Origin of the sequence: Clostridium sp. AF19-22AC (assembly GCF_003479085.1) — a bacterium.
GTDB lineage: Bacteria > Bacillota > Clostridia > Lachnospirales > Lachnospiraceae > Faecalicatena_A > Faecalicatena_A orotica.
The window spans coordinates 200,548-221,144 of the sequence record NZ_QUGN01000007.1 but is presented as its reverse complement, the minus strand read 5'-3'; the positions used below and the strand labels follow the sequence as shown (position 1 = coordinate 221,144).

Here is a 20,597-nt window from a genome sequence, read left to right as displayed (position 1 = left end):
GCACGGAACACATGTTTTGTAAAAAGAATTTCCCTTTTCTCAGAAATTCCCTTCCCTCAAAAATCCCCTTTCATCTGCAAAAACCCCGGAGCATATCAATCGCTCCGGGGTTCTCCCTCTGGCCGGCAGTGAATGCCGTACCGAATCTTATATTTTAATTTTACAATATCTTGGAGAGGAAATCTTTTAACCGCGGTTCCTTCGGATTCTCAAAGAATTCTTTGGGCGCCCCCTGTTCCTTTATCTTTCCTTCGTCCATGAAAATGACCCTTGTCGCCACTTCTTTTGCGAATCCCATCTCATGTGTCACAACAACCATCGTCATGCCGTCATTCGCAAGTTTTTTCATCAACTCCAGTACTTCCCCTACCATCTCAGGATCCAGTGCTGACGTCGGTTCATCGAACAGCATTACATCCGGGTCCATTGCAAGGGAGCGTATGATTGCGATACGCTGCTTCTGTCCGCCGGAAAGCTGGGACGGATAAGCGTTTGCCTTCTCTTCCAGCCCGACCAGTTTCAAAAGCTCCATTGCGCGTGCCTCGGCCTCTTCTTTACTCTTTTTCAAGAGCTTGACGGGCGCTAACGTAATGTTCTGAAGGATCGTCTTATGAGGAAACAGATTAAAATGCTGGAATACCATCCCCATCTTCTGGCGGTGTCGGTCTATGTCTGTCTCTTTACTCGTAATATCCACGCCTTCAAAATAAACCTGCCCTGTCGTCGGTACTTCCAACAGATTCAGGGAACGCAGGAACGTAGACTTACCGGAGCCTGACGGCCCTACGATAACAACAACCTCGCCCTTTAAGATTTCTTCTGACACCCCGTCCAATGCGTGAAGCCTGTTGTGATAAACCTTATGAAGGTCTTTTACTTTTATTAATACATCTCCATTAGTGGTCACTGCTTCTTAACCTCCTCTCCAGCATATTTACAAGCTTTGTAAATATCATTACCATGATGAGGTAAATGAAGGCTACGGCCAGCAGCGGGAACAATGCGTCATATGTACGGCTTCGTATGATGTCGCCGCCCTTTGTCAGATCCTGGAGCGCTATGTACCCGGAAACAGATGTCTCCTTTAACAGTACGATAAATTCGTTGCCGAGCGCCGGCAGTACATTCTTGAAAGCCTGCGGCATAATGATATAGATCATCGTCTGTACATAATTGAACCCGAGACTCCGTCCTGCCTCAAACTGCCCGTTGTCAATCGACATGATTCCGGAACGGAAAATCTCAGAAACATAAGCACCTGAATTCAATCCAAACGCCATGATTGCAACTATTACTTTATCCACATCTGTGCTTGCAAAAATAACAAAGTAAATAATCAGCAGCTGCACAACAACCGGGGTCCCCCGGATCACGGTCAGATAGATCTTGCAGATAACATTCAGTATTTTTAATTTTCCGGTCTTATCATATGTAGAACGTACAATCGCTACCAGAAAACCAATGACGATACCTATAATAACTGCGAAGAAGGTTACCTCGAGTGTAACTCCCAGTCCTTCCGCTATATATTTCCAGCGGTTATCTTCTATAAAATTTTGATAAAACTTATCCTGGAATGTCTGCAACATAATGGGTGCCTCTTTTACTCGCCGTCAGCGCTGATATATTTTGCTACGATTTCATCCAGCTTTCCGGAATCCTTTAATGTAGCAAGTGCATTGTTGATGTTCTCTTTCAGTTCGTCATTTCCTTTTTTCACTGCAATTGCATACTCTTCTTCTGTAAAAGCTTCGTCCAGAATCTTTAATCCTTCTGCATCTTTTACAAATTCTTTCGCCGGCTCACCGTCGATCACAACTGCGTCAATCTTGCCCTGCTGTACAGCCTGGACAGCCTCGAATCCCTTGTTGTAACGCTCTACTTCTGCGTCTTCGATATCATCTGCATAAAGGTCGCCCGTTGTTCCAAGCTGAACACCGATCTTCTTGCCTGCCAGATCATCCGGCCCTGTGATAGCGCTGTCTTCTTTTACAATAATAACCTGTGTTGCGGTTGCATATGTATCCGTAAAATCAACATTTTCCAGACGGTCTTCTGTTACAGTCATACCTGCTGCCCCGATATCAGCTTTACCGCTGTTAACGGCCGTGATAATGGAATCAAATGCCATATCCTCAATCTTCAGTTCCATTCCCAACTCCTCTGCAACTGCCGCAGCGATATCTGCATCGATTCCGACTACTTCATCTCCCTCGTGAAATTCATACGGCGGGAATTCTGCGTTTGTTGCCATAATCAGAGTCTCTTTCTTTGCAGAATCTCCTGAATCGGATGTATCTGCTTCCTTCTTTGAACCGCAGGCGGTCATAGATAATACACATGCTGTCACTAATAATAAACTTAAAACTTTCTTCTTCATCTTTTCATTCCTCCAAATTTCTCTTGATATGCATAATAATGCACATTATCTCTATATTTTATCATGTTTTTTCCAAAAAACAAGACGTAGCCTTATTTTTCCATTAATATTCTGCAAAACTTATCATTAATAAGGTGTCTCTCTGGAATCCGGATACATCTCATGTAAGCAGTACAGGGAGGCCCACTGACGGACCTCCCTGTACAATATCTTATCTGCCTTTATTTTTAGAGCCTCCCATCCCCATCATATTTCCCATAGACCCCATCGCAGAGACCTCGATGTCTCCTGCATCTATCAACGCGCTGTCATCTTCCCCCTGCCCGTCAGATGTCGACGGGATCGTGCCGTCCAGCTGTCCGTTTATGCTTTCGGCCCGCAGCAGGCAGAATTCCTTCAATGTCGATACACCTTCCTCAAACTCCTCATACGTGCAGAATTTCGTTGGATCATTTTCCACATACGGAGCAATCATCTCAGAGACGGAATCAATCATTTCCTCAAAGTAACCACTGTCAAAATATTCTGAGATAAATTCCGCAAAGTACTCATGATACATTTCCGTGTAAGCTTCCTCCTTGAAAATCCATGCAAGCATGGGTCTTGATTCTACCGTGCCGCCCGATACAGGGGTATCTATCGGATAGTTGACAAGGCTTTCTGCATCTGAACCTGACATGAAACCGCCGAAGGCCAGATTATAGTCCCACGGTATCATAGACATAACACCGTCCTCCTCGTAGAGGTAATAATTGTGAATCATAGAACCGGTATAGCTGTCAAAATTGCAGACAAAATTATGCACCACGAAGTACCGGATCACTTCGTCCACATCCACGACACTTTCAATATCCCCGCCTTCATTGAGTATCTTAAGGGACTCAATCAGACGTTCCTTGTCCGCGTCTGACACTTTTGTTTTCGCATTATCAAATATATTGCTGTAGCTGTCCTGATCATCATCAGAATAAATCAGGGAGACGTCATCGCTGCCCATCCCCATGCCGCCCCCGTTGGCAGGCATGGCTCCGTTACCCGGCATATCACCCATTTCAGGCAGTATCCCATCTTCCGGCATGTCACCCATTTCAGGCATCGTCCCATCTTCCGGTATGTCTCCCATATCGGGCATGGCACCATCTCCCGGCATGTTACCCATATCGGGCATGGCACCTTTTTCCGGCATTGTTCCCGTATCAGGCATATCATCCATATCAGGCAGCGTCCCGTCTTCCGGCTGCCCGCGGCCTCCCGGCTTCATCCCGCCGCCAGGCGTGGCTTTTCCGGACGTGTCTTTGCCGCTGTCTTCCTCCGTATCTGCCTCCCCGTCCTGTCCGGACCGTTCTTCGAAGTCCTCCATGTCGAATCCGCCGCCGTTACCGCGTCCGCCGCCCATGCTTATGCTGTCAGGTTTGTAGAGTTCTCCGTAGTCACTGCCATAATTCCGCGTAAGAAAGCTTTCTTCCACGCCCTCGACCGCCAGATACAGGCCCCATTCTTCGCCGTTTACTGTAATATTCGCATAACTGCAAAGAGGCGCATCCACACCGAAATAGCCCATCATCTGATATGAGAGGTAATCCTTCATATAGGTATTGTCCTGAATAATATTGTTAAGGCTGATTTTATCAAGACCATAGTAGGTCTTTGCGTCATCGTAGTGGTCAAACTCTATCTTAAAACTGTACCTGTCGTTTCCATATGCAGCCACCGAGCTGAGAGACGTATTCCCCTTTGCACGGATTCCTACATTTTTATACGCCTCGTTGTCAATCACTACAGCGCATATCGTATATTCCTCATTCGTACATGTCTCCAGGAATCCGTCCCAGTCATCCATTACTATATCAATTGTATGGACCGACGAAGTATCGAACAGTTTCCCTTCATACCCAAAAGCAGACGAGACAGTCTCGACTCCGAGAGCTTCTGCATTACAGAATACGGCAGTCAGAATGAAGACAGCCAAAAGGACGGCACAGCAGATCTTATCAATATGTCTGTGTGTAGACATGGCACCGCCTCCTATCCCATATATTCTCCGTTATAGCTGACAAGCACGGCACTGTTCACACCGTCCATTTCAGAAAGTATATTAATGAAATCCGTATTTTCCTCCTTCATGCGGATCTCCATGTTCAGCTCAATCGCCCCTTTCTGCGCAGTCTTGCTCTTAACCACACACCGCTGTACCTGTTTATCCAGAAAATCCCTTGCCTTTATCTCACTGTCATGACTCTCACAGCTGATTACAACGATGTATGGATTCACATAGGATTTCTTATTCACAAACACAAGCAGGATTACACCGATTACGACGCTCCCGATTACAGCAAGCGGAATCATCCCTGCTGCCAGAACAATCCCCACAGCAATTGACCAGAACAAAAATGCAATGTCAAGTGGTTCCTTTATCGCGGTCCTGAAACGTACGATAGACAAAGCACCAACCATACCAAGTGACAGCACGACATTTGATGTTACCGCCAGAATAACGACAGTCGTTATCATTGTGAGTGCAATGAGGGTTACCCCGAAACTGGAAGAATACATTACTCCCTGAAACGTTTTTTTATAAACAAGAAAAATAAACATCCCGAGCCCGAATGCGAGCACAAGGGCAATCAGCATATCTAAAATACTGATACTGGAAACATTCTCAAGAAAACTAGATTTAAAAATATCATTAAAAGTCATTTTATAATTCTCCTTTAATTTACTGTATTTTTTTCACTCTCCGCACCATACTATCCCCAGACCCTGCCGGCCGCATATTTAGAAAAGGCTGCGGTACGGCGGCCCTGAAGCTGCACGGCATCGCGTATTACCGAGGGCAGGTAAGCATCCCATTTCACCTCCAGGATAATCGGATCTCCCGGCGCCGGGACCGTGATGCAGTCCTGATCCAGAATATCCGTACACCTTAAACCAGTGCGGATATTGTAGTCCAGAGTAACCCGCACATTTCCGGGACCGTATACAAAGGGCTCCCTCATATAATCTACAATTGTTCTGGGCCTGAGCCCCTGCTGCATCATTTTACAATATAGCTCTATTACAAGCTCCCGTTTACTGTCCGCCATCCATTCATACTGCCCGCCGGCAATCGCCTGCGCTTCCCATACAGACAATTCTGCAATTTCTTTCCGGCAAAGACCATTGTATTTACTCTTCTTCTCCAGATGAATCAGAGAAACATCATGATTATATAAACGTATCCGGAACTTCTCACGCATGTTTACCCCATCTATTTTTTCCCTGAGGACCTTATCCGCAGGATTGTCAAAATACAGACTCCGGATCTCATACTTTCCATTGGCCGCATTCTCATCTATCTTTGCGACAGCCCGCAGGCGCTGCCTGAGGATAATCAGGTCAGAGAAATTAATCTCGTGCTTCCACTCATGCCTGTAATTCATGTAAACACTCCTTTCATAATTATTTAACACACACTTTACATGGGCAACCTTAGATGAACCTTAAAAAAGCAGGGCCAAAAGCCCTGCTGTTTATCGTCCTGCTCAATATTCCATTACAACCATCTGGTGGCATTCGATTTCGGGAACCAGACAACATATCATCCCGTCTGCCTTCTTAAATGAGATTTCCTCCATCTGTGGCGCCAGATATATACGTTTGATATTTTCGGGTACATTCACACAGACCGGTATATTATAGAGAGGTACAATATCCTCAATAACCTCCATCGGATAGGATATATCATCAAGTGAGACTTCTCCCCGTATGGTTGTATGTGCAAACAACAGATGCAACACATATCTTGCCTGCTTCTCCTGCTGTGTCAGTGTTACGATCCCCCTGTCCGGAAGGCCTGTCTGTACAGTTTTGTCCCATGCAAGCAGCATGTCAATTACCGACAGCACAATCTGCTTATTATGTACACTTCCCATTCTGGCATAATCTGTAAAGATCTTCCAGCCAATATAGGCCGTATTTTCGGTCATTACACCCGCCGTATAACTTTTAGAGCTATCATTTGGTGTATGCTGGTGGGAACAGAAATGACGGATATCCCGGTTAAAGTACGGATTCTGTCTGCGTAAGATTTCCCTGCCGCCGTTACATTGAATACAGTATCCCTGGCCATACATGACCCTGGCTCCGGTTTCCTTTTCTGAACTGCCCTTCCACAGTACATAATCCGGGCTGTACGGATTTTCTCCCAGAAAGTCTGCGCCAAAATCCAAAGCAAACCTCTCCTCTCCTTCCTTGAGCCCGCTTACTCCGCTGGCAAGAACCTTTCCGCCGCCTTTGATATACTCAGAAATTTTTCGCTGTAATTCGCTATCCAGCCGGATCGTGTCCGGAAGAATGATTAGCTTATAATGTCCAAGCTCCGAGTCTTTATCAAGAAAACTATATAAGTAACCTCCTTCCAGAAGTATCCCGTTTACCCCGATATCTCCCCAAAACCTGTTTGCCCGGTCTGACACATTGCTGTTTACAGCCTCTTCCGATATAATTCCAATATCGGAATAATGCCTGCTGCCTTCACACCAGGGTTCTTTTGCTTCTACCTCCCGGTATGCTTTACCAATCAGCTCATAAGTCGACATATCCATCTTTCCTGACGGATGGAGCTGGTCCCCTATGGAGCATTTTGCACCTAATGCCAGATTGAGCGAAGTCTCATATCTTAAGGCATTAGGGTGCTTAAACCCGCCGAACTCTCCCCATGCATTATGAAATTTTCCTGTCATACCCAGATAATCCATCCCCAGACTGCAGACATAAGCTGCCGACATCGGAAAATGCTGGTATCCCCATCCGCCGGTCGGGAGACTTTCCAGTTCGAGATGGGTGTTATACCCTGCGATATCAGTTCTTCCCTTGGGTATGTGTCCCCCATTATGGAATATGGTACAATTCTTATCATATTTATGTACTGTCTGCATTACTTTTTGGGTATAGTTCCTGTATACGGCCTCAGCCTGCTCCATGACAGCTTCCAAATCGCGTGGGTCTTTCCCCCTGTCCAATATATCCTGCCTGCATTTTGAACAGTAACAGGGCCTCACTGCGGAAATGTCTAAAAAAATTCCGCATGGATGATACCGCTGCATGACCTCCTCTACTTCTGCCAGCAGTTTATCGAGATAGCCACTATTAAAACACATCAAATGGTATCCTGCCCTCTGGACAAAATCCGCAGTGCCAGGAGTGGAATCATCTATATCACGGAGCAGCCACTCCGGATGCCTGACCGCATCTTTCTCATCATATCCCGCCGATATGTATATGGGTGCTTTTACTCCAATCTCCTCACAGGCTTCCAACTGCTTTTCCAACAAGTCAAATGCCAAATGGGGATGCATCTCATTCACCGCTGTCGGATGATAAGACCAGCCGTGGTGGCACTTGGAAAAAAGTGTCACTGAGTCCACCCTTCCCATCTTCAGTGCCTCCTGAAACTGTTTCTTTTCAAACTGACCTCCTATTTCGGATATATGTTCCGAGGTATGAAAATCTAAATGTACCTGCCTATAACGTAAACTCATTCTACCTACCGCCTTGTTCATTTATATTTCTGCTCATCAATACTTGATTTTTACAATTTCCCCGCTCTTCCAAGCCTCTGTAGTTGCAAATCCTATCTGTGTGGATTTCGTCCCGTCATAAACTGTCACATCCGGCATCCTGCCCCCTTCAATACAGTTTACAAATTCCTGCATTTCGAGCAGGTAGGCTTCTGCAAAGCGTTCCGGGAAACCGCTGACACATTCTGTCACAACGCCATTCTTATCATAAACCATGCATAGATTTTTCTCCGGTACAGGACTGATGCGGAGACTGCCTTCTGTTCCAATCACTTCAGTTTCAACATGATAGCCGTGTGCAGCAGTACGCCCGACATGCACGAAACCAAGTGCCCCATTCTCACAGCGGTACATTGCGGCTCCTGTCTCATCATCCTGTGCATTCCGAAACTCCGGATGTTTGAAAGTAGCTCCTGCCGCATATACTTCCACAGGATCTGAATCCAGAAACCAGCGCATCAAGTCTATGTCATGTATGGCCATATCAATAAATATTCCACCACTTGTTGCCGCAAATCTGATTGCCCCCTCAACCAAAGCTTCCGGATCTATGCCTGTCGCTTTTACCATGTAAGGAGTTCCGATTGCCCCCTCTTTAATTTTTTGCTTCGCATATGCATAAGACGGATCAAAACGCCTCATAAATCCAAGGAAAAAAATACGGTCAGGATTCCGTTCAACCGCCGCCTCGGCCAGTCTGCATTCTTCCACGGTAACTCCCAGCGGTTTATCTGTAAATACATGTTTTCCTGCATCCAGCGCCTGCGCGATCTGCCAACAGTGTTCACCGCTTGTTGTCACAATTGCCACAGCGTCAATATCTGCCTCACTCAGCATCTTTTTATAATCGCTGTACACATCTTTAATTCCGAATCTCTCCTTTGCATATTCCAATTCCTCCGGGACAATAGAACATGCCGCCTTCAATTCCGCATTTGGAATCTTAAATGCAATATTATTAGCATGTACTTTGCCTAATCGTCCCAGACCGGCAATTCCAATTTTAATTTTTCCCATAATCCCAACCTTCTTTATAAAATATTTAATCTAATAAACTTCCCTGATATGGTTATCCTTTTATGGCTCCTGACAGCATGCCCGACTGTACTTTTTCATGGAAAGCAATATAAATAACTATCATAGGTATTACTGCCACAATAATGCAGGCAAAAATCGGTCCCAGCGAGACTTTGTAACCTCCGGTAAACGTCAGCATGGCACGTGCCACGGTATATTTATTCTGGTCAGACATCAAGACCATGCCAAAAATCAATTCTCCATAACCGGCAACAAATGCCAGTATCGCCTCTGTCGAAATAATCGGCGTGCAGACAGGAAGAAGGACACGAAATAGAATCTGAAAATCATTGCAGCCGTCAATTGTTGCAGCTTCATCTAATTCCCTGCTTACACTGTCCAGATACCCGGTAAACAGGAAAACAGCCTGTGACAGTGCAAACGCGGTATACACCAGAATCAGATACCAGCTCTGGTTTTTACCATGTACGGTTGTTGCCATCGAAGAAATCGGTATAATCGTACAATGTACCGGCACCATAACCCCAATCAAAAATGCAGTATAAATAATATTTCTTCCTTTAAATTTTTTACGTGAAAGCACATACGCTGCCAAAATCCCGAAAACAATGGTCAGAATTGTAGATGATGCCGCAAAAAACAACGAATTTCCCAAGGCCTGAAGAATATGGGCGCTCTTAAATGCCTGTACATAATTTGACCAGATAAACTCTTTGGGCCATGTAAACATACCAAGAGTGATACCGGCATTATCTTTTACAGAACACAAAAAAGTAATAAATAGCGGGAAAATAGTTATCACCGCCCAGAAAGCAGCAAATACATAAACAGCCGCCTTTCCCGGTTTTATTCTTTTAGTTTTCACACTTACGCCTCCTCCCTTTTCAATAATTTATTCATCAGAATACTGAGGGTAATACCTAATATCAGCAGCAATACGCCTATTGCGCTGGACTTTCCGAAGAACTTGAATGTAAACGCTTCATTATATAATAGCGAAGCAGGGACTTCTGATGTATGGTTCGGCCCGCCTTTTGTCATTGCCCATACCAGGTCGAAACACTTTAAAGCACCCGTGACACAAAGTATGGAGAATATCTTAAAAGATTCTTTTGACAGGGGTATTGTTATATAGCGTAATTTTCTCCAGCCGGCACAGCCATCCAATAATGCCGCTTCATGGATATCTCCGGGTATGGCCACCAGTCCCGCTGCAAAAAGCAGCATATTATATCCGGCAAACATCCACTCATTTACAAGAATTACACACCATATATTCAAAACAGGCGTTGACAGCCACTCCTGCGTAAGATTTCCCAGTCCAACCGCTCTTAAAATTTCATTGAGGCCGCCGTATGTAGGATTTAATATGTATACCCACATCAGGGCAACCGCCGTCGTTGAAAGCATAACCGGCATGAAATAACAAGTTTTCATTATTTTTGTTCCCTTAAGCTTTGAGGTAATCAAAAGTGCCAGTCCGAAGGACAGAGGCATTAGGACCACAAAACCGCCGATCATAAAAAATATTGAATTCAGCAGTGAGCGCCAGAATGCTTCGTTTGACAAAACCTGCTGGTAATTTTTTAAACCTACAAATGTTACAGGCGTTCCATAAATTCCTTTCCAGCTATTGAATGATAAATAAATTGTGTTGCATACAGGATAGAGAATAAACGCCACGAACAAAATAAGGGCAGGCGCCAGAAACAGAATAATAGTCATTTTAGAACTAATCTTTTTACTCTTCACTGTATTCCTCCATTCGTTTCATGATGTTCTCAGCGCATTTCTCTGCACTGTCCCCCATTGCAAGCCCCTGCAGAGATGATCTTACAGTATCTATCATGTGGGACTGCGGGTCATAATTCTGTACATCCGTGCGCAGCCCTTTTATCTCGCTTTGTATGGCAATTATTTCATCCGTAAGCGGATCATCCTTTGCCTTATCGGATTTCTCGAATTTTACAGGTGCTATTGTTCTTATCTTTTCATCCAGACCTCTGAAATACTCGGGAGACGTAACATATTTCAGGAATTCTATAGATGCCTCTATTTCCTCTTCTGACTTATTTAGTTTAGAAACATAAAATAAATCAGCTGCGCCGCCCTGCGCATAATATTTACATGACTCATCCCCATATGGGAATGGTATGACACCTATATTATTATAGATTTCCGGGTCTGAAAATTCATTCGCCGCAAACCAGGTACCATCATAATGCATTGCTGCCTTTCCCTCTGTAAAAGCTACATTTTCCGCAGTCGCATCTGTATCCAGAATATCTTCTCCCAGATATCCGTTTTCCAGCATGTCTGCTATAAATTGATATGTCTGGATCATTTCACTGCTGTCATAAGACAGTTCTCTGGATGCGAGCTGATCTACCGCGTCTATGCCTAAAGTTTTAATAATCAAGTTATTATTTAAGTGCCCGAAACGGTATGATTCTTTTCCGCCAATCTGAAACGGCAGTATTCCTTTTTCTTTTAATTTCTCACAAACCACCATTAATTCATCCAGCGTCTCCGGCGGCTGTACACCAGCTTCTTCAAACAGCGCTTTGTTATAGTACAGTAAAATGAAATAGCTTCCGAATGGTACCGCGTAAGTCCCTTCATAACCTTCATATTCTGTTGCCGCCCACATAGAATCATAAAACTGGTTACGCCACTCACTATCATTCTCATCCAGATATGGTTTCAAATCAACCAGGGCGTCTGCCTCAAGATAATCCAGACAGCGGCTTCCTCCATACTCAACAAATACATTTGGAATATCACCATTCGCAAAGGAGGTCCTGAGCTTGTCAATATAATCTGCTTCTGTAGAAATGTTGTCCATCTCTACTTTAATACCATTGTCCATCTCATTAAATTCTTCGACCTTCTGTCTGTAATATTTCTCTGTCGGTGTATCATTTGAATATCTGCCGGCTACTTTTATTACAATATCCTCTTTAGAATCTCCTGATTTGCTTCCTCCGCTGCACCCCGCCAGGCTCCCCGCGGCAAGTGTAATTGCCATCATAATTGCTAAAACTCTCTTTTTCATTTTTTAACTCCTTTCATTTTGCTTTGATTAGTCGTTCAAACCCTAAACATCCGCTTTTTTGATTTTACAATCCCGTTTCTTTTAAGATGGGAAGTTTGGGCTATCTATGAATAGAAGTATATTGGATATGGTTTTAAAACGAAAGTGACCAGATTCTTATTTTCTATGGCTAAATTATTTTTTCAGGTTTTAGCGCCTCAAATTAATTGCATATTTTCTTCAAATGTTATACGCTAAAGTTAACTTCCATATGAAAGGAGATTCTTATGTTCCGTTCTTTCAGACGACAGCTGACAGCCTTCACAATCGGTTTTGTTTTGTTTATTTCCGGCTTTATGGCACTCCTCAGCTACGGTTTTATATATCAAAATATAATTTCAATATCTATGGAATATAACAACCAAATTGTTCATCAGCTTTGTAACAATATTGAACTTTTTATGAATGGTATTGATGATGAAATCGAATCATTGTCTTATTCATCTGAAATCCGGTTTTATGGCAGCCGGTTTATTACTCCGGAGGTTTCTCCTTCACGAAGCGCAGTAAAAAAGGTTTTTTGGAGTTCTGTCCGCCAGAAAGAACTTGATGATATCTCCATCATTTATGATAATAAAAAAAGTATTTCTCTATTTAATATGTACGATGAAAAGAGCCTGCTTGAACTATGTCGTTATTATGATAAAAATGAAGTTATGTTCGATGCCAAGTTTGTCCCGCTGATACACTATAACAATAACGGACATCCGGCTCTTTCCTGTATAAAATCTGTATCAGATTCTTCTATGAAAGGCAACTGCTATTTAGTCGGCAGTATGGTCATAGATGATATTTTTGAAATGCTGGACTCGGTTGACCTTGGTGAAGGAAGCGGTGTCTGTCTTGTTGATGCAAATGGTTCGGTACAATACTCTACTATAGTAAACGAAACATTCACGCAGGATATGAACCAGCTAATTAAGACAGATAGTTTTAAAGATAAGTCTGGTTTTACAGTAAACCTGAACAAAGAAAAATATATCATATCCACTTACCCTTTAAGTGATACTTCTCTTTGTACTGTGGTTTACATTCCATTATCCAATGTCACAAAATCCGCGGCTCCACTTTTGTATACAATGTTAAGTATTATCCTACTTTTTTTGATAATCAGCATCATCATTAGTGTACGGCTTTCAAACCGCCTGACAGCCCCTGTAACAGCCCTGTCTGCATATGTCAGGAATTGGGACGGATACAATCATTCATTCCCTAAAGTAAAGGGGACTGAGGAAACAGATATACTCTATCATTCCTTTCAGGATATGACAGAACGTATCCAGCTATTAATGGAGAAGAACACACAGGAAAACCAGCAGAAACGTAAAGCTGAACTCCTCGCCTTACAGGCACAGATCAACCCCCATTTTCTTTATAATACGCTGGACTCAATCAACGCGCTTGCAATTTTGAATGACGACACTGATATTTCTGACATGACTACTTCTCTGGCTCACCTGCTGCGCCTTTCAATCGGCCAGCCGGAAGAATTTGTGACAATAGAAGATGAAATTAAACATATAAAAGCGTATCTGACTATCCAGAAAGTCCGCTATAATGAAAAATTTGATGTACAATTCTGCATCGAAAAAAGTACCCTTCATTTCCCTGTAATCCGCCTGATTCTTCAGCCTCTGATTGAAAATTGTATCTATCATGGCTTTGAAACTAAGGAGGACAAGGGCCACATCAAGGTCCATGTGTGGGATGAAATGGATACAATCCATATACAGATTATTGATGATGGGATTGGTGTTGATTCCAAAACTGAAAAGGAGATACAGGAGAACCTGGCCAGCTTTAAAAAGCCGGGAAAAGACTGCTCTGTAGGTCTTTACAATGTTAATGAACGGCTGCGCCTGTATTATGGTGAAAACTGTTCTTTCCAGTTCCAGAGTACAATAAATATGGGGACAACTGTCACCATTCAATTTCCAAAGGTAAAGGAGATTTGTAATGTACAAAATACTGATTGCTGAAGATGAAGTATTACTGCAAAAAGCACTGCGTAAAATCATATCCGCACAGGAGGATTTTGAAATCTGTTATGTAGCCCCAAACGGAAAGTCAGCATTAGACTATCTGCATTCTCATAAAACGGATATTTTAATTACTGATATCAGAATGCCTGTCATGGATGGCCTGGAACTCGTAACTAAAATAAAGGAAGAAGGAATACGTGTAAAGACTATAGTAATAAGCGGATACAATGATTTTGAATATGCAAAACACATGTTAAAGCATGGCGCCGTTTCCTACCTGCTGAAGCCTCTCGTTACCAGTGAACTTATCGATGCCCTTCAAGAATCTGTGCGCACCATCCGGGAAGAGGAAAATAAGCGTAACATCCTGAAATCTCATAAATTCGATGCCCTGCAGCAGAATGGCTACGTACATTTTTCTGATGAAATGCCCTCTGCTTTGCTTAACTCGCATAAAATATTTGCCTGCTGTACAGATTTTAAATGTACACCTGCCAAAGATTTAATCGCAGATTTTCAGTTTGAGTTAGAAACAATATTGTACCCCTGCTGCTGTTTCATATTGGATACATACCTTTATTTAATAACCAGTCTGGATGACCCCGAACGGGACCGGATAGAAATCGTCACTGAAATACAGTCTTATTTTTCCGGAAAGAACATTCCCGTCAGGATAGGTATCGGATTGATCTTTTCCAGTATGATGGATATTAACCAATCCATGAAACAGGCGCGGCATGCGCTTAGATTTTATGAAGCACTACCATACAATGAATTTATCGATTATGAACAGATTTGCACGAAAGAGGTACCTGCAATCCCCTATCCTCTTGCAGAAGAAAAAAATCTGACGGAAACTGTCTATCAGCATAATCCGGGCGAAATACATGAATATATTACGTGGTTTGAAACTTATCTTTCCGGTCAGGATATTGATATAATTTATCAAATTCTAACTGAACTGACAGTAAACTGTAAAAGAGAGTTTTCAAATTATAAACTTAATTACTGCAATTGGGATGATATTCTATTCCAGATCCAGCACCGGCATTTCTGGCAGGATATCTTATACAGTATAAAAGAGACCCTGCTTAATGCCCAGCAGCAGTTAACCGAAATCAGGAGGCAGGAAAATTGTTCGACTTCCGCATCTGCCCGCAAATATATCGAGCAGCATTTAAAAGAACCCCTTACACTTGAAGATGTTGCCAATGCCTGCTTTCTCAGCAAAAGCCATTTTTGCAAAATATTTAAAGAAGAGACAGGCAAAACGTTTAAAACCTACCTGAATGAGGTACGGATTGAACGTGCCAAATCCCTGTTAAGACACAGCTCCCTGAAAAATTATTCTATAGCAAAAGAAGTGGGGATAGAGGATGCCAGCTACTTTAATGAACTTTTCAAGAAAACAACAGGTTTAACCCCTAATGAATTCAGAAATCTCTAAGGGACCCTGAAAGACAGGTAAAGACCCATCGGGATCAGAGGAGGTATATATAAGAATGTGGAAAAGAGTGTTAAACATGTCTGCCGCCACAGTAATGATTGTTTCATTGATTGCAGGCTGCAGCAGCATTAAAACAGAACCAGTCCCATCAGATAAAACCGTAACTATTAGGTTTTATTCATGCATAGGGGAAATTAAGCCAGGCTTTTATCCAAGTCTGGAGGAGATTGGACCAGAATTTTATTCAAAAGGTATTGCAGAATCAGGAAATAAACCCGTGTTGGAAATTGTGGAACAATTTGAAAAGGGTAATCCAAACATAAAAGTAGAGCTTGAGGTCCAGTATGACAGCCGTTATCATGAAAAGCTAGCTTCAGATATTATGTCAGATACACTGCCTAATGTATTTATGCACTGGGGCGGTCCTGAAATGTATAAAGCTATACAGTCTGGAAAAGTGATTGACCTCACCGAAAAAATGGATAAGGATACCGCATTCAGGAGACAATTTTCTGAGGTAACTATGGCATCCCAAAGTGTAAGATATGATGATATGGATGGATTGTGGGGCGTTCCATTTTCTAACGTATCCGGAGGTTTTTACTATAATAAGGCACTCTTTGAGAAAGCCGGAATCACAGCTCCCCCCGCTACCTGGAATGAACTTCTGGATTGTGTTGAAAAACTGAAAGCTATTGACGTCATCCCGTGGGCACTGGGGGCAAAAGAAGGATTACGGGTAGAACATTTGTATTCTGCTATTTTCTATCGGTTGAATGGAGTAGAAGGGGCCAAAAAACTAGGAGACAGAAGTTTGAAATATTCTTCGCCTGAAGCAGTTGCCGCATGGGAAGAGATACAAAAACTGGTTGATATGGAGGCATTTGGACCGGAACCTTCATCAGTAGATTTTTCTTATGAAACGACTTTGATGCAGACCGGAAAAGCCGCTATGACTTTTGGAATATTTGCATATGCAGAAAAATATATAGGCACAGAATGTGATGTAGCTAATGATATAGACTTTTTTGAGGTTCCTGTTTTTGAGGGTAAAGAGCAATTTTCTAAAAACAATTTTGGCGGCGGCGAAATTGCACTAGGAATTGCAGCAAATGCTTCTGAAGAACAAATTGAAGCATCATGGAAACTTGGCAAGGCTCTGAGCGGCATCGAAGGTCAGACAAATCTGGCTAATAGTAATGGCGGGCTTGCAGCAAATCAATACGCTGAGATAGATCCTGAAAAGGTAAACCGTCTGTACAGCAAATTTGTCGATGTCATGAACAATGCGGATGCAGCAATGACAGATGTAACTAATTACGATAAAGTGTCTACCATGCTGGCCAAAATAAGAGATGTAGGTTCTGCGCTGGTAAGCGGACAGCTGACTCCTGAACAAGCTGGCAGGGAACTTGATGCAGAGGTAGAAATGTACAGCGATTAATCAAGGGAATACCGGAGTATGTCTGGGAACGGGCATAGCATTTCTCCTATAATTCAATTTGAAAACTAATCCCGCCGTCCTCATATTTTGCGGAAATCTTTCCTTTATGTGCCTCGACGATCGCCTCAACAACTGACAGCCCAATCCCGTAGCCCCCGCTTTTCTGGGTCCTTGCGCTGTCTCCCCTGTAAAATCTGTCAAACAGCTTTTCCGGTGTCCCTTCCGGCAGGCTGTCACAGGTATTATTTACGTGCAGCCTGACTTTACGGTCATCCTTTCTCAGGATTACGCCGATCTCGCCAGCTTTGTTCGTATACTTTACTGCATTATCCATCAGGATTGATATCAGCTGCATGATGTTCTCACGATTCGCATGGATCATCACATCAGGCTGGATGTCCTCATGAATGGAAATCCCCTTTAATGCCGCGGATTCATAGAACGGGTGCAGCGTGTCCTCCAGAAGCCTGCTGACGGAAAAATCCTCTTTCATAAGCTTAGGCCCTGCCTCGTCCATCTTTGAAAGTGTCAGCAGATTCTGCATCAGGCCATTTAAGCGGATCGTCTGATTACGGATGTTACGGCTCCACTTGCTTTCCCCGCCGTGCAGTTCCATTGCATCTGTATTCGCCATGATGATGGCCAGCGGTGTCTTGATCTCATGTCCCGCATTCGTAACAAACTGCTTCTGCTTCTCCATATTTCTTGCTATCGGAAGAATCGCCTTCTTAGAAAGCAGAATTACGAGCAGGAGCATGCAGCCCCAGCACAGAATTCCTATAAATATGGAAAGAAAGAGCACCATCATCGTAGAATGGCGCTGGAGGGTCGTATCCAGAAATATAATAACCTGTCCCCTATTGTCACGTGCAGGGGCTGATTTGTACTTAAATGAATGTATGCTGCCTGTATCACCGGTACGCTGTACCGCTTCCTTTGCATACTCCACAGCCTGAGCCTCTGTCACAGACGAAATCCGGCTTATATCAACCTGTACGGTTTCCCCCTCTGCATTCAGGCGCACAAGGAAATATCTCGCCGACAAGGCTGTATCTTCGTTCATAGGCGGCTCCAGAAACCCCTTCTTTTCTTTTCCCTGAGGTGCCATATCCGGCGGAGCCATCCCCTCGTTCTGGGAAAGCATATCAAGCATCACACCCTCCTGCCGTCCTGATATAAGGGAATAACCTAAATTAATCGCCCCTAACAGGACAAGCAGCAGTATGGTTATAGCCAGCATGGCTGTCGTGACAAATCTTTTCTGAAGCGTCTTTATCATTCGTTTACCTCCAGAGTATAACCAATATTGCGTTTTGCCTTGATTTCCACATTTGCATTTAAGGCCGACAGCCTTTTGCGGAGATAGGAAATATAAACCCACACGGTCCCCAGCTCTGCATCTGTATTGTATCCCCACACTTTGACAAGAAGGTCCTCTGAAGAAAGATAGATTCCCTGATTCAGCATCAGGAGCTCCATCAGCTGATATTCCAGTTTCGGTAGTACGAAAGCCTGACCATTCCCGCTCAGTTCATAGCTGTGCAGATTCAACTCAATATTGCCGCATTTTAAAATGTCCGGGGTAAATTCCTCACGCCTTCTCAGCATTGCCCGGATTCTTGCCAGAAGTTCCCCCATCACAAATGGCTTCGGAAGGTAATCGTCAGCCCCGAGGTCCAGCCCCTGTATCCGGTCTTCCACCTCGGCTTTCGCTGTCAAAAGCAGGACCGGTGTCCTTAAGCCTTCCTTTCTAAGTTCCGCCAGCACCTCAAGCCCGCTCTTCTTTGGCATCATAATATCGAGTATAATCCCGTCATAATGCTCTTCCCGCGCATAGGCAAGCGCTTCTTCCCCGTCAAAAACAGCGTCCACTACATATTTATGAAACGTCAGAATATCCACAACTGCCTCTGACATCTCGGACTCATCCTCAGCAAACAGTAATTTCATAGTCGTCCCGCCTTTTAAGCAAATGCTGCTGTAAGTCCGAAGTAGAGCAGGACAATCGCACCAAGTACAATCCGGTAATAACCAAATGCCTTAAAGTCATGGTTCTTGATATACTGCATCAGGAACTTAATCGCAAATATAGATACTGCGAAAGATATCACACATCCCAGCAGAAGCAGGAATATTTCCATCCCTGTAAAGCTAAATCCAAATTTAATTATTTTCAAAAAGCTGGCCCCAAACATGACCGGAATCGCAAGGAAGAATGTGAACTCCGCAGCAACTCCCCTGGCGGCCCCGACCAGCAGTCCGCCGATGATCGTCGCACCGGAGCGTGATGTTCCGGGGATCAGTGCCAGTACCTGAAAGCATCCGATAATAAGGACCATCGGAATCGTCAGGTCCGACAGGCGTCTGACTGCCGGTTTCTTATGCTCGTGCTGCTTCTCTACCACGATAAAAGCTATACCATAGAGAATCAGTGTAATTGCCACTACAACGTAATTCATCAAATGTGCATCAATGAAATCATCGAACAAAAGACCAATCACAGCAGCCGGTACGGACGCAATCAATACCTTCACCCACAACTGCAGTGTCAGCATCTTCTGCTTCTGTGTCTTTGTACTGGAAAACGGATTTAACTTATGGAAATAAATCACAACAACCGCCAGAATCGCCCCAAGCTGGATCACCACGTTAAACATGGATATGAAGCCTTCGCTCATCTTCAGCTTTACAAACTCTTCCACCAGAATCAGGTGCCCCGTGCTGCTGATCGGCAGCCATTCTGTTATTCCTTCTACAATCCCCAGAAAAATTACTTTTAATGCTTCTAACATAGTTCTCCTCCTCTAAGAGCAAATTTTTCTATCGCCTTTGCCGCCCCCTGCTCATCGTTCGATACCGTTATGTAATCAGCAGCTTCTTTCACTTTTTCTATGGCATTCCCCATAGCAACCCCCAAACCGGCCTCTTTCAGCATATCGGCATCATTGTCTCCGTCTCCGCATGCCATAATCTCTTCCCGCTCTATTCCCAGCATTCTTCCAAGTTCTACGAGCGCTGTACCCTTATTGACCCCAGACGCATTAATTTCAATATTATAGCCCAGAGAACCGACCAGGGCGAGACCATCCTGCTGCTCCAGTTCAGCCCATGCCGCCTGTCTTTCGTCCATATCAGCAAACAGCCCCTGTATCTTATCCATGTCCCTGTTCTGTTCGTTCACCAGCCCCATAATATCGGGCACCGCCTTTCTTGTCGTCAGCAGATATTCCCACATATACGGGTTGTGATGATAACGTCCGATATGCTTCATCTTATCTGCATCAGCGTACCCCTGTCCGTCAAAGTATACCTCTTGTAATGTATCATATTTTGCCAGAGTTTCCAATGCTTTCTTCGCTTTTTCCAGAGGAAGAAGCTTTTCAATCAGGACTTTATTTTCCTGCATATCAACTACCCTTGCCCCGTTCGATGTAAGTGCATACCGGATGCCCGGATAAAGCCTGAGTTCTTCCGGTATTCCCATGAACGGCCTGCCTGTCGCCATCAATACGATAATCCCCTTTTCTATCGCCTCATGCAGTATCTGTTTTGTGTAAGGCAGAAGTTCCTTCTTTTCCGTTAACAATGTCCCGTCTAAGTCCAGCCCGATCATCTTTATATTATATTTCATCTGATTCCCATTCCTCATACTTT

At 43.8% G+C, this 20,597-nt stretch carries 18 protein-coding genes; 3 read left to right on the top strand and 15 right to left on the bottom strand.

Annotation, left to right across the window (positions count from 1 at the left end):
• Positions 1 to 160 precede the first annotated feature (160 nt).
• The 11 genes from DWX43_RS10630 to DWX43_RS10580 all read right to left on the bottom strand — a co-directional run bounded on the left by DWX43_RS10630 (position 161) and on the right by DWX43_RS10580 (position 12,031).
• Entirely contained in the window at positions 161 to 907 is a 747-nt protein-coding gene (locus DWX43_RS10630; RefSeq protein ID WP_118620259.1) for an amino acid ABC transporter ATP-binding protein, read from the bottom strand.
• Positions 897 to 1,589, bottom strand: coding sequence for an amino acid ABC transporter permease (locus DWX43_RS10625; RefSeq protein WP_118620258.1), 693 nt, complete (start codon positions 1,587 to 1,589; stop codon positions 897 to 899). The genes DWX43_RS10630 and DWX43_RS10625 overlap by 11 nt, the downstream gene beginning before the upstream one ends.
• A 14-nt stretch (positions 1,590 to 1,603) precedes the next feature.
• On the bottom strand, positions 1,604 to 2,380 hold the full coding sequence (locus DWX43_RS10620; RefSeq protein WP_118620257.1) for a transporter substrate-binding domain-containing protein: 777 nt from the start codon (positions 2,378 to 2,380) through the stop codon (positions 1,604 to 1,606).
• A gap of 211 nt (positions 2,381 to 2,591) precedes the next feature.
• On the bottom strand, positions 2,592 to 4,394 hold the full coding sequence (locus tag DWX43_RS10615; protein WP_118620256.1) for a CotH kinase family protein: 1,803 nt from the start codon (positions 4,392 to 4,394) through the stop codon (positions 2,592 to 2,594).
• Between the two features lie 11 nt (positions 4,395 to 4,405).
• A complete protein-coding gene (locus DWX43_RS10610) occupies positions 4,406 to 5,077 on the bottom strand; it encodes a DUF4956 domain-containing protein (protein WP_118620255.1) in 672 nt (223 codons plus the stop codon).
• 50 nt (positions 5,078 to 5,127) lie between these two features.
• The gene (locus DWX43_RS10605; RefSeq protein WP_243099290.1) at positions 5,128 to 5,799 is read right to left on the bottom strand and encodes a polyphosphate polymerase domain-containing protein; all 672 of its coding nucleotides are present in this window, start codon (positions 5,797 to 5,799) and stop codon (positions 5,128 to 5,130) included.
• Positions 5,800 to 5,901: 102 nt separating this feature from the next.
• The gene (locus tag DWX43_RS10600; RefSeq protein WP_118620253.1) at positions 5,902 to 7,899 is read right to left on the bottom strand and encodes an alpha-amylase family protein; all 1,998 of its coding nucleotides are present in this window, start codon (positions 7,897 to 7,899) and stop codon (positions 5,902 to 5,904) included.
• A gap of 36 nt (positions 7,900 to 7,935) precedes the next feature.
• Positions 7,936 to 8,955, bottom strand: coding sequence for a Gfo/Idh/MocA family oxidoreductase (locus DWX43_RS10595; protein ID WP_118620252.1), 1,020 nt, complete (start codon positions 8,953 to 8,955; stop codon positions 7,936 to 7,938).
• A gap of 52 nt (positions 8,956 to 9,007) precedes the next feature.
• The gene (locus DWX43_RS10590; protein ID WP_243099289.1) at positions 9,008 to 9,841 is read right to left on the bottom strand and encodes a carbohydrate ABC transporter permease; all 834 of its coding nucleotides are present in this window, start codon (positions 9,839 to 9,841) and stop codon (positions 9,008 to 9,010) included.
• 2 nt (positions 9,842 to 9,843) lie between these two features.
• Positions 9,844 to 10,728, bottom strand: coding sequence for a sugar ABC transporter permease (locus tag DWX43_RS10585; RefSeq protein WP_243099288.1), 885 nt, complete (start codon positions 10,726 to 10,728; stop codon positions 9,844 to 9,846).
• Positions 10,718 to 12,031, bottom strand: coding sequence for an extracellular solute-binding protein (locus DWX43_RS10580; protein ID WP_118620251.1), 1,314 nt, complete (start codon positions 12,029 to 12,031; stop codon positions 10,718 to 10,720). The genes DWX43_RS10585 and DWX43_RS10580 overlap by 11 nt, the downstream gene beginning before the upstream one ends.
• Before the next feature lie 266 nt (positions 12,032 to 12,297).
• On the opposite strand from DWX43_RS10580, the gene DWX43_RS10575 reads away from it, so the two are divergent.
• Genes DWX43_RS10575 through DWX43_RS10565 form a run of 3 tightly spaced genes read left to right on the top strand, consistent with a single transcriptional unit; the run spans position 12,298 to position 16,943 of the window.
• Entirely contained in the window at positions 12,298 to 14,049 is a 1,752-nt protein-coding gene (locus DWX43_RS10575; protein WP_118620250.1) for a sensor histidine kinase, read from the top strand.
• Complete coding sequence (locus DWX43_RS10570) at positions 14,027 to 15,499, top strand: response regulator (protein ID WP_118620249.1); 1,473 nt, start codon at positions 14,027 to 14,029, stop codon at positions 15,497 to 15,499. The genes DWX43_RS10575 and DWX43_RS10570 overlap by 23 nt, the downstream gene beginning before the upstream one ends.
• Before the next feature lie 55 nt (positions 15,500 to 15,554).
• Positions 15,555 to 16,943 carry an extracellular solute-binding protein gene (locus DWX43_RS10565; RefSeq protein WP_118620248.1) on the top strand — a complete coding sequence of 463 codons (1,389 nt, stop codon included), beginning with the start codon at positions 15,555 to 15,557 and terminating at the stop codon, positions 16,941 to 16,943.
• Positions 16,944 to 16,989: 46 nt separating this feature from the next.
• On the opposite strand, the gene DWX43_RS10560 is transcribed toward DWX43_RS10565, so the two are convergent.
• From DWX43_RS10560 to DWX43_RS10545, 4 genes are read right to left on the bottom strand one after another with little or no spacing between them, the layout of a single operon-like run.
• Positions 16,990 to 18,222 (bottom strand): HAMP domain-containing sensor histidine kinase, encoded by a 1,233-nt coding sequence (locus DWX43_RS10560; RefSeq protein ID WP_118620247.1) that lies wholly within the window; start codon positions 18,220 to 18,222, stop codon positions 16,990 to 16,992.
• Complete coding sequence (locus DWX43_RS10555; protein ID WP_118620246.1) at positions 18,219 to 18,893, bottom strand: response regulator transcription factor; 675 nt, start codon at positions 18,891 to 18,893, stop codon at positions 18,219 to 18,221. The genes DWX43_RS10560 and DWX43_RS10555 overlap by 4 nt, the downstream gene beginning before the upstream one ends.
• A 14-nt stretch (positions 18,894 to 18,907) precedes the next feature.
• Complete coding sequence (locus DWX43_RS10550) at positions 18,908 to 19,735, bottom strand: undecaprenyl-diphosphate phosphatase (protein WP_118620245.1); 828 nt, start codon at positions 19,733 to 19,735, stop codon at positions 18,908 to 18,910.
• Entirely contained in the window at positions 19,729 to 20,574 is an 846-nt protein-coding gene (locus tag DWX43_RS10545) for a Cof-type HAD-IIB family hydrolase (RefSeq protein WP_109732408.1), read from the bottom strand. Before DWX43_RS10545 ends, DWX43_RS10550 begins: the two co-directional genes overlap by 7 nt.
• Between the last annotated feature and the right edge of the window lie 23 nt (positions 20,575 to 20,597).

Bases quoted from the DNA above. Each gene is read 5' to 3' on its own strand.
- DWX43_RS10600 (WP_118620253.1), bottom strand. From the start codon at position 7,899: ATGAGTTTACGTTATAGGCAGGTACATTTAGATTTTCATACCTCGGAA.
- DWX43_RS10605 (WP_243099290.1), bottom strand. From the start codon at position 5,799: ATGAATTACAGGCATGAGTGGAAGCACGAGATTAATTTCTCTGACCTG.
- DWX43_RS10550 (WP_118620245.1), bottom strand. From the start codon at position 19,735: ATGTTAGAAGCATTAAAAGTAATTTTTCTGGGGATTGTAGAAGGAATA.
- DWX43_RS10615 (WP_118620256.1), bottom strand. From the start codon at position 4,394: ATGTCTACACACAGACATATTGATAAGATCTGCTGTGCCGTCCTTTTG.
- DWX43_RS10625 (WP_118620258.1), bottom strand. From the start codon at position 1,589: ATGTTGCAGACATTCCAGGATAAGTTTTATCAAAATTTTATAGAAGAT.
- DWX43_RS10595 (WP_118620252.1), bottom strand. From the start codon at position 8,955: ATGGGAAAAATTAAAATTGGAATTGCCGGTCTGGGACGATTAGGCAAA.
- DWX43_RS10545 (WP_109732408.1), bottom strand. From the start codon at position 20,574: ATGAAATATAATATAAAGATGATCGGGCTGGACTTAGACGGGACATTG.
- DWX43_RS10580 (WP_118620251.1), bottom strand. From the start codon at position 12,031: ATGAAAAAGAGAGTTTTAGCAATTATGATGGCAATTACACTTGCCGCG.
- DWX43_RS10620 (WP_118620257.1), bottom strand. From the start codon at position 2,380: ATGAAGAAGAAAGTTTTAAGTTTATTATTAGTGACAGCATGTGTATTA.
- DWX43_RS10575 (WP_118620250.1), top strand. From the start codon at position 12,298: ATGTTCCGTTCTTTCAGACGACAGCTGACAGCCTTCACAATCGGTTTT.
- DWX43_RS10565 (WP_118620248.1), top strand. From the start codon at position 15,555: ATGTGGAAAAGAGTGTTAAACATGTCTGCCGCCACAGTAATGATTGTT.
- DWX43_RS10570 (WP_118620249.1), top strand. From the start codon at position 14,027: ATGTACAAAATACTGATTGCTGAAGATGAAGTATTACTGCAAAAAGCA.
- DWX43_RS10610 (WP_118620255.1), bottom strand. From the start codon at position 5,077: ATGACTTTTAATGATATTTTTAAATCTAGTTTTCTTGAGAATGTTTCC.
- DWX43_RS10555 (WP_118620246.1), bottom strand. From the start codon at position 18,893: ATGAAATTACTGTTTGCTGAGGATGAGTCCGAGATGTCAGAGGCAGTT.
- DWX43_RS10560 (WP_118620247.1), bottom strand. From the start codon at position 18,222: ATGATAAAGACGCTTCAGAAAAGATTTGTCACGACAGCCATGCTGGCT.